Here is a 15,011-nt window from a genome sequence, read left to right as displayed (position 1 = left end):
AGATGTCCAACGCCATCAACGCGACCACAGCCACGTTCCAGGACGAGATCGAGGGCACCGACAAGACGGTCCTCGTCGACTTCTGGGCCGCCTGGTGCGGTCCGTGTCGTCAGGTCTCGCCCATCCTCGACCAGCTGGCCGAGGAACACGAGAACCTCAAGCTCGTGAAGGTCGACGTCGACGCCGAACCGCAGCTCGCTGCGCAGTACGGCATCACCTCGATCCCGGCCATGAAGGTCTTCAAGGACGGCAAGCAGGTCTCGGAGTTCATCGGGTCGCGGCCGAAGGCCGTCCTCGAGCGCGAGCTCGCGGCCTTCCTCTGACGCATCGAGGACCGCTCGCCGGAGGCGGGCACACCGAGAGGTGTGCCCGCCTCCGGCGTTCCCGCCCGACCGCCGACGGACCGAGCGTGACGTGGGCGCGGACGAGTCGGTGGTCCGTCACGGCCGCGCGCGGGCGTATCCTGGCACTTCGACGAGACGGAGGACACGCATCGTGACACCGATCGGCGTCGGCCCGCAGCAGGCCGGACGCAACCTCGACCCCTGGTTCGACAGCTACGCCGCACGCACGGCGGGGTTGAGCGCGAGCGAGGTGCGAGCCCTCTTCGCCGTCGCCTCGAGGCCCGAGGTGGTCTCCCTGGCAGGCGGCATGCCGTTCGTGGAGGCGCTTCCCGAGGAGCTCATCGAGTCGGCGTTCCGCACGATGATGTCCGAGCACGGCGCCGAGGCGTTGCAGTACGGCGGCGGGCAGGGCATTCCGCAGATCCGCGAGATGATCCTCGAGGTCATGGCGCTCGAGGGCATCACGGACGCGTCGGCCGACGACATCGTCACGACGACGGGATCGCAGCACGCGCTCGACCTCGTCGCGAAGCTGTTCCTCGACCCCGGCGACGTCGTGCTCGCGGAGTCGCCGAGTTACGTCGGTGCGATCGGCACGTTCCGCTCGTACCAGGCGGACGTCGTGCACGTCGACATCGACGCCGACGGGCTCGACCCGGACGCGCTCTCCGCCACGATCACGCGCTTGCGTGCCGAAGGACGGCACATCAAGTTCCTCTACACGGTCGCGAACTTCAACAATCCCTCCGCGATCACGATGTCGCTCGAGCGGCGCAGGCAGATCCTCGAGATCTGCCGCCGCGAGCACATCCTCATCCTCGAGGACAATCCGTACGGGCTGCTCTACTTCGACGAACCCGCACCGCCGGCGATCCGCTCCCTCGACGCCGACGGGGTGATCTATCTCGGCTCGTTCTCGAAGATCCTCTCGCCCGGCCTGCGCGTCGGCTACGTCCTGGCGCCGCACGCGATCCGCGAGAAGCTGATCCTGGCCGTCGAGTCGTCGATCCTCTCGCCGTCGACGTTCAACCAGTGGGTCGTCACGGAGTACCTGCGGCAGAGCGACTGGCAGGAGCAGATCGAGGAGTACCGGGGGGTGTATCGCGAGCGCCGTGATGCGATGGACGAGGCCCTTCGCGAGCACCTGCCGCAGTTCACGTGGACGAAGCCCGGTGGCGGCTTCTTCACGTGGCTGCAATTGAGTGAGGACCTCGACTCGAAGCAGATGCTCCCGCGCGCGGTGACCGAGCTCGTCGCCTACACCCCGGGGACGGCGTTCTTCGCCGACGGACGCGGGCATCACGAGATGCGGCTGTCGTTCTGCTTCCCGACGCCCGATCGGATCCGCACGGGCGTGCGGCGTCTCGCGAACGTCATCAACGGCGAGCTCGAACTGCTCGACACGTTCCGCGGCACGACGAGGCGGACCATCGCCGACACCGGTGTCGTGACGCCGCCGCCCAACATCAACTAGCCGCCGACGTTCGAGAAGGACACGCACATGAGCACCAGCAGCCTGCACGTCGCCATCCTCGCCGGCGGCATCTCACACGAGCGGGACGTCTCGCTCCGTTCGGGTCGACGAGTCGCCGACGCGCTCACGCGTGTCGGCGTCGAGGTCGAGGTCATCGACCCGGGTGCCGACGTCATCTCGCGTCTGCGTGCCTCGTCGCCCGATGTCGTATGGCCCGTGCTCCACGGCGCATCGGGTGAGGACGGCGCGCTCTACGCGCTCCTGCGCGCGGCGCACCTGCCGTACGTCGGCTCGAAGCCGGGCGCGGCCCGTTTCGCCTGGAACAAGGGCACCTCGAAGGTGCTCGCGAAGCGGGCGGGACTGCAGACCCCCGATTCGATCGTGCTGCCCAACAGCATCTTCAAGGAGCTCGGTCCCGAGACCGTGATCGCCGGCATCTCCGACGGCCTGCAGTTCCCTGCCGTCGTGAAGCCGCTCGAGGGTGGCTCCGCGCAGGGCGTCTCGTTCGTCGAGGCGCTCGAGGACTTCCCCCAGGCGCTCGTGACGGCGCTCACCTACGGCGACACCGTGCTCATCGAGCGACGGATCGTCGGCCGTGAGGTCATGGTGGGTGTCGTGGACACGGGTGACGGGCTGCGGGCGCTCCCCGCCGTCGAGGTGGTCCCGCGTTCGGGCGTCTTCGACTACGCCGCCCGCTACAACGCGGGTGAGACGACCTACTTCGCACCGGCTCGTCTCGACGAGGCCACCGCAGCGCGGACGGCCGAGACGGCGCTCGTCGCCGCACGCACGATCGGGCTGCGCGACCTCGCCCGCGTCGACATGATCATCGACGAGGACGACGTGCCGTGGTTCATCGAGGCGGACTCGATTCCCGGTCTCACCGAGACCTCGCTGTTGCCCCTCGGCATCGAGGCGGCCGGGCTCTCGCTCGGTGAGGTCTATTCGGCGATCGCGCGGGTCGCCGCGGAGCGCGGCTCCGAGGCGTACGGCCACGCGTCGTCCGGTGAGGCTCCCGCCGTTGCGGCGCCGGCCGATGCGGCGGAGCGGAACGCGGACGAATCGGTGGTCGACGCCGACTGAGTCGCCGACCGACGACCGATTCTCGACGCAGACCTCGCGACGGGCCGGACCACGACACCGCGTGCGGCGTCGGTCCGACGGCGGAGGTCGACGCCGTCCGTGTCGTCCGCTCCGTCAGCGCCGTGCCCCCGTGGATGTGTAGAGGCGTGATCTCGAGCGTTGTCGCGGATCCTCGAGGCGTGTCCGTGTCCGGATCGCCGACTGCGTCACATCGTTGGCGTCGCGTCCCCGTGTTGCGTGCCGCGGTCGGCACGCCCTGTTCCCTTCCACGCGCCCGGCGGCGTGCCCGTCACGGGAACCTCCGCGACGACCCGCTTCCGTCGTGGGCACCGCTTCGATCACGCGTCAGGCCCTGCTACGCTCACCACGTGATCACGATGATGGCAATCGTTCGCGAGCGTCGCGCATAGCGGCGGTCGCGCAACTTCTCTCGCGTCTCCGTCGCCCTTCAGCAGACCATGCTGGGCGGCGCCGTCAGTGCTGCCCGGGCACCGCTCTCAGAGCCCGGAGATCTTCGTCATGTCATCCCGTCACCCCGGTTCGCACGAACTCGGTCAGAACTTCCTCGTCGACCGCGCGGTCGTGGATCGCGTCGTGGCGCTCGTGCGCCGCTCACCCGGTCCGATCTTCGAGATCGGGCCCGGGGAGGGCTCGCTCACGCTGCCACTCGAACGCCTGAACCGTCGGATCACGGCGGTGGAACTCGACCCGCGACTCGCGGACCGACTGTCCGCCCGCGTCGGCTCTCGAACGACCGTGCGGCACGGTGATGCGCTGCGTGTCCCGGTACCCGCCGGGACACGCGTCGTCGTCGGGAACCTTCCCTTCCATGTCACGACGGCCATGCTGAGGTCGCTGCTGGAGTCCGCGCGCTGGTCGGAGGCGGTACTCATCGTGCAGTGGGAGGTCGCTCGTCGTCGGGCCGCGGTCGGCGGTGCGACCCTCATGACCGCGGAGTGGTGGCCGTGGTTCGAGTTCGCCCTCGAGCAACGTGTTCCCGCGCGGGCGTTCCGTCCACGGCCGAGCGTCGACGGTGGTCTCCTCACCATCAGTCGACGTTCCGCGCCGCTCGTGCCGCCCGCACGACGAACGGCCTATCGTCGGTTCGTGCGCGCGGTCTTCGGAGGCCGCGGCCGCGGACTCGCAGCGATCGCCGAGCGGCTCGTCGCTCCGGAACAGCGCGCGATCGTCGTCGCGTGGCTCGCCGGCGAGGGCCTCGGACGTGGGGCGCTCCCCCGGGACCTCACGGCCGCACAGTGGGCGACGCTCTTCGGCCTGGCCGTGCCCGTCCGAGGAGGCACGCGTCCGTCACGCTCCGAGCCGGGACGGGATGCGACGCCGGCACCGCCTCGTGCACCGATGCGTCGTGCGCGAAAGCAGGGACGCCGTCCGTGACACCGAGCGCGGCTTCATGCCGTCTGGCCGTGTGTGTGCGGCCTGTCGCAGGCCATCGGCTCGATGCTCAGCTGATCGCGCGTTCCAACGGACGCGCGGTCTCGTGCGGACCCGACCACCCCGTTCGCGTCCCGGGCACTTCGCGGGGGTGACGGACACGCGGCCCGGACGCCCTGCACCCCACAACCATCCGAACGTGCCGTCACCCGCGCGCCCTGTGCCCCGGGCCATCGTCTGCTCGCCGAACGCTGTCGTGCGGTGGAGTCCGCACAGGGCCGCCGGGCGGGGCCGATGCCCGGCTCGAGCGCCGCTGCCGTTCGGGCGTGCCGTCCACGGCTCGGTCGAAGGTTCGCCGGTACGACCACGTCCGTCCGTCCCCGTGCCACTGGCAGCAGTCCGGCGCAGGACCGCCGCATGACCGGCGCGGGTGAGCGCCTCCGACGATGTGCTGGCGATCGCCCGCCGCCGCTCCCCGAGCGAGCAGGCATACGACACCCGAGGGCGAACGAACTCCCGGGCGACCCGCGACGCAACCGATCCGGCTGACAGGCCACCCGCCCGGCCCTCGAACCGTCAGTTCGCGTCGCCCACGTCCTCGCCGAGCTCGCCGAGAATGCGGTTGAGGTCGGCGACCGACGCGAAATCGACCACGATCTGGCCCTTCGTCCTCCGCAGGGTCACCTTCACGCGTGTGTTCAACCGGTCGCCCAAGCGCTCCCCGACCTCGTCGAGGTATCCCGTGAGGCTCCCGCCCGACGTTCCCCCCGACTCTCCGGTCGATTGCGTCGAGCGAGCACCCACCTTCGCTGCCGCCGCTTCGGCCGCGCGCACCGACAGGTCCTCGTTGATGATCTTGTCGGCGAGCTGGGCCATCCCCGTCGGCTCGCCCACGGAGAGCACCGCGCGAGCATGTCCGGCAGAGAGCACGCCTGCCGCGACGCGCCGCTGCACCTCGAGCGGCAGCTTCAGCAGACGAAGCGTGTTGCTCACCTGCGGGCGCGATCGCCCGATCCGTTGTGCCAGCTCCTCCTGCGTGATCCCGAAGTCGTCCAGGAGCTGTTGGTAGGCGCTCGCCTCTTCAAGAGGATTCAGCTGACTGCGATGGAGGTTCTCGAGGAGTGCATCGCGGAGCATGACATCGTCAGGCGTCTCCTTGACGATGGCAGGGATCGTCTCGAGTCCGGCCGCCTTCGAGGCACGGAGACGTCGCTCACCCATGATGAGCTCGTACTCGGCCTCGCCCGCGAGCGGATGCTCCTCCGGAATGGGGCGCACCACGATCGGCTGCAGGAGTCCGAACTCGCGTACGGAGTGGACGAGCTCGGCCAGTGCCTCCTCGTCGAACTCGCGTCGCGGCTGCCAGGCATTGGGAACGACCTGGGTGGGCTCGACCTGGCGGAGACTCGCACCGGGGATCGGCAGGAGGTCTGCAGCGTCGGACTCATCGTGCGTGCGGTCGGGTACCGGGGCCTGCTGCGCCGCGGTCGATTCACCGCGGTCCGTCGCCTCGACACCGTTCGTCGCGTCGCCGACGGGTGTCTCCCGCGTGCTCGCCTCCGCAGCCTCATCGTTCGCGTTCTGCTCGACGACCGAGTCGGTCGAGGAATCCTCGCCTCGTTGCCGGGACCGGTCTGATGGTGCGCTCGTGGTCGATGTCGTGGCTTTCGACCGCGTCGTCTTACCGGAAGCGGTGCCCGCCCCCTTCGCATTTGTCGACGTCCCGCTACCGGTGTTGGTGCGGCCGGACGTCGATCGCTTCGTGGAACGAGCGGACGATGCGTTCGTCTTCGGTGATGCGGACTTCGGTGCCTTCACCGTGGGCGCGCTCGCGTCGGCCGCCGTCCTCTCACTCGCGGTCGCGGAATCCGATGCATCGATCGGAGCCGATGTAGTCGTGGCATCTTCGGACTCGTGTTGTCCGAAGAAGACGTCCACGGGACGTTCGCGTCGTTCGGTGGAGGTCGGGATGAGTGAGCTGATTCCGCGCCCGAGCCCGGCCCGTCGTTTCGTTGCCATGTTCAGTTCGCTCCTCGCTGGGCGATCTCGACCGCGGCCTCGCGGTAGGAGACGGCGCCCGTGGAATTCGGGTCGTAGGAGATGACGGTCTGTCCGTAGCTCGGGGCCTCCGAGATACGAACCGATCGAGGAATCACCGTCTCGAGCGTCTCGGACGGGAAGTGTGTGCGAACCTCTGCCGCGACCTCTTGTGCCAAGCGCGTGCGACCGTCGTACATGGTCAAGAGGATCGTGGTGAGGCGAAGGTCGGGATTCAGGTGCTCGGCCAGGCGGTTGACGTTCGTGATGAGCTGGCTCAGTCCTTCGAGTGCGTAGTACTCGCACTGGATCGGAATGAGCACCTCACGGGCGGCGACGAACGCGTTCACTGTCAGGAGACCGAGCGATGGAGGGCAGTCGATGAAGATGTAGTGGAAGAAGGTCTTCGGGTCGTCGTGCGCGGCCAGGAACCCGGCTATCGCCTGTCGGAGACGGAATTCGCGGTGCTCGAGCGAAACGAGTTCGACCTCGGAACCCGCGAGGTCGAGCGTCGCCGGTACGCACCAGAGATTGTCCACATCCGGGCTCTCGCTCATCAGCTCGTCGAGCGGGCGGCCGTCGAGGAGTGCTTCGTAGATGCCGGGGACGTCACCGCGGTGTTCCACACCGAGTGCGGTCGAGGCGTTGCCCTGCGGATCCAGGTCGATCACGAGGACTCGAGCACCGGTCGTCGCGAGGGCAGCCGCGAGATTGACCGTCGTCGTGGTCTTGCCCACGCCACCCTTCTGGTTGGACACCGTGAAGATCCGAGTCTGCTCGGGGAGCGGCACAGACGTCTTGACGAGTCTGATGCGGCGTTCGGTCAGGGCGTTGAGTTCCGTCGCGATCGGGGACTCGTCGACGGAAGGGTCACCGTCGCCCGAGTTGCTCTGTTTCGTCACACTCGTCCTTCCACCCACTGATGCGTCTCCATTGTCGCCCATGCCACCGACATGCCCCGGTCGGGATCACCGTTTCACGTGAAACAGCGAGTCTCACTCGGCCGAGTCCCCGTGCATCGCTCGCAGCACACGCGTGGGCTCCGTTTCGAGATCCGAGCCCAGTTCCTCGACACGGACATCGTGCAGACGGAACTTCCTGATCATCTTGGCCGCCTTCTCGATCTCCGCCTCAGCCGACCGTCCCTTGAGGAGGATGAGCTCACCTCCCTCGCGCAGGAGCGGAACCGTGATCGGGATGAGCTTGCTCAATGCCGACACCGCCCGAGCGGTCACCTGGTCGAAGGTGTACTCGTCATGCACCTCCTCCGCTCGAGCGCGGACGACGGTGACGTTCGTGAGTCCCAGTGCCTCGACTTGTGACTGCAACCAATCGGTGCGGCGCTCCATCGGCTCGATGAGCGTGAGGTGCACATCGGGACGGGCGATCGCAAGAGGAAGGCCGGGGAGACCCGCCCCGGAGCCGATGTCACCGACCGTACCGTGAAGGAGGGGTGCCAGAAGAACCGAGTTCACAATGTGACGGGTCCAGAGCCGCGGGTACTCTGCGGGGCCGACGAGACCGAGTTCCTCACCATGGGAGGCAAGGGCGAACGTGTACTCGCGTGCCTGTTCGATCGTGTCTCCGAACAGCTGAGCGGCGATGTCGGGCTCGGACTCGAGGTCCGCTGGAAGCGACGGGTTGGTCAATGCGGGTCCTTTCCGAGACCCCAGTCTTTCACGTCGGCCTACCGACGCGCCCACACGGCACGTGGTCGCACGGAGGCCGTCTCAGGCTGCAGGGTCCCGCACGTGCTTCCGCGAGTCACCGGCTCGGGCGCCCTCGCGGATCGCGCGCCCCATGCGTGTGAAGTGAGCCTGTCCAGAACGGCTACCGGAGCGCATTCCGTCCAACCTTTCAACTGGTGTTTCACGTGAAACGCGAGATCGGTGCGCGTTCGGGACCCGAACCACGCTCGACCCCGGTGCGGCCCGCCCATGCGCTCGGCGATTCATGTCCTCGACCGCGTGCCGCTTCGTTCCGACTCCGCTCGCCTCCTGCTGAGCGGAGTTCCGCGGATGTGTCGCTCGTGCTGTGGTCAGGGCCGCGTCATCGTGCCGACTCGTGAAGGCGTTTCACGTGAAACAGTCACCGATCGAACGCGCCAACGGAGCACCAACGGACAGGGGCCCGATGTCGGGCCCACCCAACTCGGGCGCTCTGGGCCATGTAACGCGTGGGCGAGGGGGCTCGTCCTCTCACCCACCAGTTCCAAGCGCCCAGAGCATGTGGCACCGAGATACCACAACCCCGAACCCGTGCACTGATTCGTGTCGCGATTCCCCGCACGCCCGCGGAGGTGACTACAGCCGTCACCACCTCGCACGCCCCCGTCACATTACGAGCAGCGCCGAACGGATCGGACGTGCACCGTGGGCAATCGCGAACCAGCCCCAAGACCCAGGCACACTCCTGATCGCGGAACGGTCGAGACCCAACTACCTCATCGAGCAACCGTCGCGCCGCACGGATGAACCTGCTCCCTCGCCGCGCCACGGCGTCGACCCAACCATTTGGCCACATCAGTATGTCCAGACCGACACCGTGCCGCGCGACGACAACGAGATGCGCCCGAGCCGACCGAACTCGTCGTGACGACGCGGAAGCGGACGGCACCGTGCAACGCTGAAGGCCATCGCCGCCACAGCACCGCTGCATGGAAGACGCACCCGTCCTCACGACAAGGGAAGAAGTATCGTCATCCAAAACAGGCCCGCCCCGCCTCCCTTGGCGTCCTCCTAGTACTCGGGCGCGCGAAGTCGTCCTACCCGCGCTCTGACCTCGAACCTCGAACACGCACACCTCTAACACCGAGCACCGAGCACCGAGCACCGAGCACCGAGCACCGAGCACCGAGCACCGGGCACCGAGCACCGAGCACCGAGCACCGAGCACCGAGCACCGAGCACCGAGCACCGAGCAAGCATTCCCCATCACGTCCGTACCCTCGAAACTCCGCCCGTCCGGGATGCACGTGTGGACTGCCGAAACACCACGTCCAAGTTCGGAATACTCACTCCCGGCCAACGAGGGGCCGTCATCACGACCGACGAAGGAACGCTCGACACGAGCAGTGGGTCCGTTCCACAGCGGCAGACGCCGGTACGACTGGAATTGTCGGTGCGGCGCCGCACCGCACACCTCGGTTCGCGCTATCCCGCCCAGACGTGCGGCGATGCGAGCGTCACGTGTGGCGCGCACTCCGTGTTCTCTACCCACTTCGGCTGCACCGCCTTGCCTGCAGTCGAATCACCCGTTGCCACGCACCGATCCCGTGCACCCGGTCACTCTGCAGTCCCACGCTTCCAACCTCGACATGTTTCACGTGAAACGCGATCCGCATTCCTGCGAGATGTGCGACTGGCAGAGGTCCAGCCACGAGACTCGGCGCTCCCCAATGCGGGACGCTGGCCACGGCAGTCCTGTTTCGGCATTGCCGATGGGACGCCAATCGGCACTGCTTCACGTGAAACGAACCCGGGGCATCTGAGGGCACGGTACGCGAACGCCACCAAGCAACGCGATACCGCTCGGCGCGAGGGCAAGAATCGGACAGCAAGACGCGGGGGCCAACGAGCGACAACACAACCCGCCGCGCCCGACGAATAGGTACGACGCCGGCGTGCCTTCCGTACTCGACGTCCGATTGTCGACGCCGACAAGGGCGGGCATGGACCAGATGTGGACGATCGGACCTCGTGGAATACGGTGTTCACGCGCATGCTCAGTCGTGCTCCGTGCTCCCTCTCACGAAGAGTAGTTGGAAGCTTCACGCCTGCTCGGAGCGTGTGGGATCGGGACACGCGCGCTGACAGCAATGAGGCGACAGCTGAACCTTCTCGTTCCGTCGGCGTCCACCCGCACGACCGCAGAACTCTCATGAGCTGCGCATGAGTGCCGCACAGACGCCGGGTGGGTAGGACGTGAGCGCTGACGCCCCTACGGCAATGCCCAAACAAGCTGCATGAATCGCCAAAGGCCAGGTGGAGGCCGCGTTGAGCTCCCAACGCGTGCTAGTTACCTTGGCGCACCCCTGCTTGCCGGGAGCGACAGCGACACGTTTCACGTGAAACATCGAAGCCTTGTCGTACGCCGGCCTCTTCGTCGTCCACTGCAGGGGACGGGAGGGAACTGCGATACCCCGCGTGGCAATCCGATGCCCACCAAATCAGAGCCAACTCGCACGCGGTTGCTCCTCAAGCGAATGCGCTTTCGCCCTCGGCGCCACATAGGTGCCGCCTCGCAGAGGAAGCGGCGGATAGTGATGCCACTTCCTTCCATTCAGAGAAACCGCCCGCTGTTCTGGACTCCGAGCAGTTCACGCGAGGAGGGAACCCCGTGAACAGTCGCTGCAAGGCGCAGGATTCCACCGAGGGGTGCACCTCGACCCACCGAGCGTCCGCCGCCGGGCGCTGTCCGACCGAGCATCTACGCGCTTGAACAGATCGCACCCTACTGTGCGAATCGCCATCTCGCTTCGGGACCCTGCTGTCTCCAAGCGGGTCCACTCGAACGGGAGCGCAAGGCATTCCTCGACCCCGCAGGCGCAATCTATCCGTACATCACCGACGCCTGACCCTGTCACTCACACTCACTCCGGCCCTGGCTCTGGCTCCGGCTCCGGCTCCGGCTCCCACTCCCACTTCCACTTCCACGAGGGCACTGGCACTGGCACTGGCACTGATCCCAACCGTGGGTGTTCCCTGGATCTCGCCCAGAGTTCATCGACGCCGCACCGAGTATGAGTTGAGCTGATTGCCGTGACAAGGACTCGCCGTTTCACGTGAAACGGCAGCAGGCCCGAACTTGGGTTAGGAACCAGCTCCCACCAACGACATATCGCACTCGTAGAGTGTCAAGGGATCCCACTTCCACTCAGGGCCACAGGACCGCAGTGGAATGGAAGCAGCACCGGAGCTCCTCCGCTATGACCTATCTGTGCGCCACCGTCGTTCCGGATGCCGTGTGAGCGGCCGCGCCTCGATGTAAACGCAACTGATCCTGAAGGTCGTTCGCACAAGCTTCTGTGGCGGGCCGCCATTACCGATTGCAAGGTGTGCATCCCGGCGAATTCCTACGGGCAGGCCTCCTGACCAACCCGAGCCGACTTCCACAACCTGGTCGGCGAAGGTGTCCCAGCAAGCACCCTCTGCGTCAGGTTTCACGTGAAACGGCGCCCGCCGCCCGCCTGAGAACCGTTCAGTCGGCCAATGGCTCAGCGAAACTCGCGGAGCGGCCGTCGTTCGTTTGAAGCAATGCGTGAGGTTCATCATCTTGTCCTCACCGATGTCAGAGCCCCCGCTGCGATCCGTGCCATTGCCATCATCGATCACAGTTCGATACCGACATGCATACAGCAAACCAGGCCGCTCGACTCTCGAGTCGCGTTCCCACCTCGCTGCCGGTCACGAGGCATTGTTTACGCATCCGGGCAGGGGATTGTCTCGTTCGAAAGACACTGATCCCTTGCGTTCCAGGGGCCAGGCGGGACAACTCGCAAGAGACGACACTCATGATGTGGTGGACACGCAATGGAGCGTTTCACGTGAAACGTCAGTCCACAGCGCAGCCTCTCTGCCGTGGCTCTGTCTCGTCATGCCAGCTCATGCGACGCATTGCGGCAATCACGAGAGGTCACTCAGGCTCACCCGCTCGAACGACCGCCGCATATCCTGCCATCTCCCCACGCGGCCTCTGATCCCACGGGCCTCCCAACCCCCGACCCGGCGGTACCGACGCGGGGCTCCGGCGCGCACAGGGAGCAGAGTCGCCCTTGAGGCAATGCAGTGACTTCGTCACGACCCAGCACGCGAGCCCGGCAGTACGCCCTCATTCGAATGCGACGCGTGCGTTTCGGGCAGCCCCAAACGATGACGAGACCTGCTGGATTCCGTCGGAACTACGGGGTGACCTGCCCGCAAACCACGAACGCATTCCGGGACAGTCGTCTCCAACGCGCCACGTGCTTCAAGGATGTCGTGTTTCACGTGAAACGGAGCGCAGTGCACCCGTACTCAGCATGTAGATCCGCTCGCCCGAGCGCGAAATGGTTCCGGTCCCACCATCACCCGGCCACGATGACCTTGCTCCGCACACCACGGGGGATCCGCTGAACACGGGCTCGGTACTTGAATCTCAGGAGGTTCCCGCGAAGCCCAATCACGACAGTGGCCCACGGGCCAGACTGGAACGAAGCCGGCCTCCACCCTCGAGACCACGCCGCCGTAGTGTCGCAGCTCGGCGCCCGGGCACGCCTCCTCGACGAGCGTTTGCGCCGACGAGCGGCAGCGTGGCAAGACCCTCGACGACGGTCACGTGGACTACTGCTGTCTCAGTCGCGATGACCGTGAGGAGAACAATCTGGCACGAGGGTCGGACAGGTCGAGGATGACACCCTCCGGGGAACGCTATGGACGCACGGTTGAGCGGGAGTCCCCGACAGAGTCTGGTGGTCGGCTCCCGCAACTCAGCTGCAGCGCGGAGCTACCGGGGTTGGTCGCCCGGACTTCACGACCGAGGCGTTCGGAGCTCGGGCGCGGGCACAGGGCAGTCCCGCCGCCCACTCGCAACCGGAGCGAACTGTCACTGAATCGGCACCGCCGGGCTCCAAGATCCTCGTTCAATGTCTCACCGTGTTGTTGCGGCCCGTGTTTCACGTGAAACGCAAACGGGACCGGTCATGATGGAGCACCGGACGACAGGTCATCGGGCAATGACGGGCTCGCCTCCATGATCACGAAGGAAGCCCGCAGCAGCCCCCGCCGGGTGCTCGTCGTTGCCGCAGCGACTCTGCGAGCAGCGATATGCGATCCGGCATTCCACCACGCGGTCACGGTCGAGCCTCTTGTGCCGACATCGGGTGATAGGTGGGCACCATTCCCGCACACCGAAATGGGACGGTGCGTTCCTCCACGTGCAGCCTTCCAGGATGGCGGCCATACGCGGCCAGATGTCAGTCGACATTCGGCTTCGTCCCTAGCTCGTCAAAGGCGCCTGAACCGGGCAATGGCCCTGTCGAACTCGATCGCACCGTGTGTGGAGGAATGGGTCGTGCGTCGGGGTTTGCGGTACGAGGCGAGACGCGACCTGCACGTCGTGCAACCGCTTACGTGGCCCCTCGGGGCCGAGACGGGTTCACGCGCCAAGGGGTGAGGCTCGAGGGGTCTCGTCCCGACGAGCAACCGTCGTCACCTTCTTCCGCATCGCGTGGGAGTTCCGCGCCACGGGTGACGAACACGTCCATGATGTGGAAGCACCGGGGTGTGCGTTTCACGTGAAACGAAAGCGGTCATGCGCCTGTACCAGATCAGATGAGTCCCCGACGCCGCCGAGTAGTCGAGGAACAATACTCAGCGGATCGCGGTCTGCAGATCGCATGGGGCGTGAGTGCCGAACACCGACCTCCACCTGCATGACATTCGCGGACGAGCAGTCAGTCGGCATCTCACGTCAAACACCCTCCGCCGGTGCCGTCTCCCATCGGCCTCGAGTATCGCCGACGTCACATGGGTCACCGCCCGGAGGAGGGGCAGTGTGGCATCCGCCGGCGGGTACTCGCGCTCGACGCCTCTGTCGTTCACCCCTGAACGGGGCTGAGAGGGGCAGCCGAAGCACCGATCGGCTCCCCGCCGCTTGCCGGCGCGCCGATCGACCGTCCCTCCCGGAATCCTGTCCCACGGGGAGCAGTGCTGCGCCCCTGAGAACCGCACGCTGGCAACCATTCACGCCTCGACAACGAGGCACGCCCATCCCATCCCTTCCGGCGCGCCCCGATGGACATCCACAGGGAGGCCCTCCGTCGAGAAGTGAGGGCGCGGTTGCTGAACGTGCGTCCGACACTTGGTGACCCGTCAGGTCCAGCAACCGCGAGTGTAGGTGGGGGATGGAGGCCTGGTCCGTCGCAGAACAGCCAGCTCCGAGCAGTACGTTCTCAGCCGCTCGTCGCGATGTTTCACGTGAAACCCCCACCAGCACGTGACACGCACCGGTGCCTCGCGTCGACACGCGATGATCCACTGATAATCGTGAACCACCGATCACCGACCGCGTGCTCCCCCCACTCGAAACGAAGACGACACAACGTCGTCGAGTGTGGAACTCATCTCCCGGAGCGAGTCAGCAGTCACACCCGGTGCCCCGTTCACGTCGGACTCGCGCCACGACGAACGCGTGCGACATACATCTGCCCACGTCACCGGACTCAGAACGATGAAGGCACGCCCTTGAAGCCCCAAGCTGCATCGCTCGGCGTGGCGACGCAAATGGGCCGAATGCATCGATCGGGCCGATCCGATGATCCACATCGACACGCCGCCACTCCATCCGACACGACATGCCACCTTCACGTGGCCGTCCATCGAACCCACGCAAGTGTAGGAGTACCGACCTGCCATCACACCGAGTACGAGTTCACGCGGGCTGCACTTCAGGAGACGGTCCATGGGACTCACCCCCGATGGCCCTTCCGCTGCACCGTCCCGACGATCGCGGTCCCGAACGGTGTCCTGTGGCGTCCCGCACGCGCGGCATACGATCTTCACGGCCGAACCGCGACTCGCGACCCGCGTCACGACCATCGATGACATGCCGAGCCCGATGACTTCCAGAGATCGACCACCGAAAGACACGCGTACACGAGGGGGAGTGGTCGCCGCAGCGAACACACCAATCCACCAAGCTCC

The 15,011-nt window shown here is 66.5% G+C and carries 7 protein-coding genes; 4 read left to right on the top strand and 3 right to left on the bottom strand.

Annotated elements, in window-relative coordinates; genetic code table 11:
* The first annotated feature begins 2 nt into the window (after nt 1-2).
* The 4 genes from trxA (at nt 3) to erm (ending at nt 4,296) form a co-directional block, all read left to right on the top strand.
* A complete protein-coding gene (trxA, locus tag HNR16_RS15570) occupies nt 3-323 on the top strand; it encodes a thioredoxin (RefSeq protein WP_158041193.1) in 321 nt (106 codons plus the stop codon).
* A 172-nt stretch (nt 324-495) separates the two neighbouring features.
* Nucleotides 496-1,818, top strand: coding sequence for an aminotransferase-like domain-containing protein (locus HNR16_RS15565; protein ID WP_158041191.1), 1,323 nt, complete (start codon nt 496-498; stop codon nt 1,816-1,818).
* Between the two features lie 27 nt (nt 1,819-1,845).
* On the top strand, nt 1,846-2,901 hold the full coding sequence (locus HNR16_RS15560) for a D-alanine--D-alanine ligase family protein (protein ID WP_158041189.1): 1,056 nt from the start codon (nt 1,846-1,848) through the stop codon (nt 2,899-2,901).
* Between the two features lie 519 nt (nt 2,902-3,420).
* Nucleotides 3,421-4,296, top strand: coding sequence for a 23S ribosomal RNA methyltransferase Erm (gene erm / locus HNR16_RS15555; RefSeq protein ID WP_158041188.1), 876 nt, complete (start codon nt 3,421-3,423; stop codon nt 4,294-4,296).
* Nucleotides 4,297-4,869: 573 nt separating this feature from the next.
* Here the strand turns inward: erm and HNR16_RS18440 are convergent.
* The 3 genes from HNR16_RS18440 to rsmG all read right to left on the bottom strand — a co-directional run bounded on the left by HNR16_RS18440 (nt 4,870) and on the right by rsmG (nt 7,979).
* Nucleotides 4,870-6,111: a ParB/RepB/Spo0J family partition protein gene (locus HNR16_RS18440; RefSeq protein ID WP_225737910.1), complete on the bottom strand. Its 1,242-nt coding sequence runs from the start codon at nt 6,109-6,111 to the stop codon at nt 4,870-4,872.
* Nucleotides 6,112-6,314: 203 nt separating this feature from the next.
* Nucleotides 6,315-7,274 carry a ParA family protein gene (locus tag HNR16_RS15545; RefSeq protein WP_158041184.1) on the bottom strand — a complete coding sequence of 320 codons (960 nt, stop codon included), beginning with the start codon at nt 7,272-7,274 and terminating at the stop codon, nt 6,315-6,317.
* 51 nt (nt 7,275-7,325) lie between these two features.
* Nucleotides 7,326-7,979 carry a 16S rRNA (guanine(527)-N(7))-methyltransferase RsmG gene (gene rsmG, locus HNR16_RS15540; RefSeq protein WP_158041213.1) on the bottom strand — a complete coding sequence of 218 codons (654 nt, stop codon included), beginning with the start codon at nt 7,977-7,979 and terminating at the stop codon, nt 7,326-7,328.
* Nucleotides 7,980-15,011: the final 7,032 nt, after the last annotated feature.

Origin of the sequence: Pseudoclavibacter chungangensis (genome assembly GCF_013410545.1) — a bacterium.
GTDB classification, from domain to species: Bacteria; Actinomycetota; Actinomycetes; order Actinomycetales; family Microbacteriaceae; genus Pseudoclavibacter; species Pseudoclavibacter chungangensis.
This window is presented reverse-complemented; position numbering and strand designations above follow the sequence as displayed.